Origin of the sequence: Collinsella aerofaciens, assembly GCF_018785245.1 — a bacterium.
GTDB lineage: Bacteria > Actinomycetota > Coriobacteriia > Coriobacteriales > Coriobacteriaceae > Collinsella > Collinsella aerofaciens_AD.
Genome location: NZ_WQPL01000048.1, coordinates 1 through 221, shown reverse-complemented (window position 1 = coordinate 221; position 221 = coordinate 1). Strand labels below are relative to the sequence as shown.

At 74.7% G+C, this 221-nt stretch carries 1 pseudogene; it reads right to left on the bottom strand.

Annotated elements, in window-relative coordinates:
- Positions 1-221, bottom strand: a pseudogene (locus tag GPK39_RS08630) (IS30 family transposase); the annotation flags it as partial.

The following is a 221-nucleotide window of genomic DNA, read 5'->3' as shown; positions in this document are numbered from 1 at the left end:
CGGGCGGAGTGGCGCGTGGCCGCCCGGCCCGCGGCGCGCTTCCTCGGCCTGTAGCCGACCTTGCGCCTGAGCTCCATGTTGGTCATGCCGTCGTAGCCCGCCGAGACCCAGCGGTAGATGGTCGACGGCGACAGGTCCACGGGCCCGCCGTTGCGCGCCGCCATCTGCTCGGGCGACAGCCCCCGTCGCAGGCAGTCCCTGATGGCCTCCAGCCTGGCCGC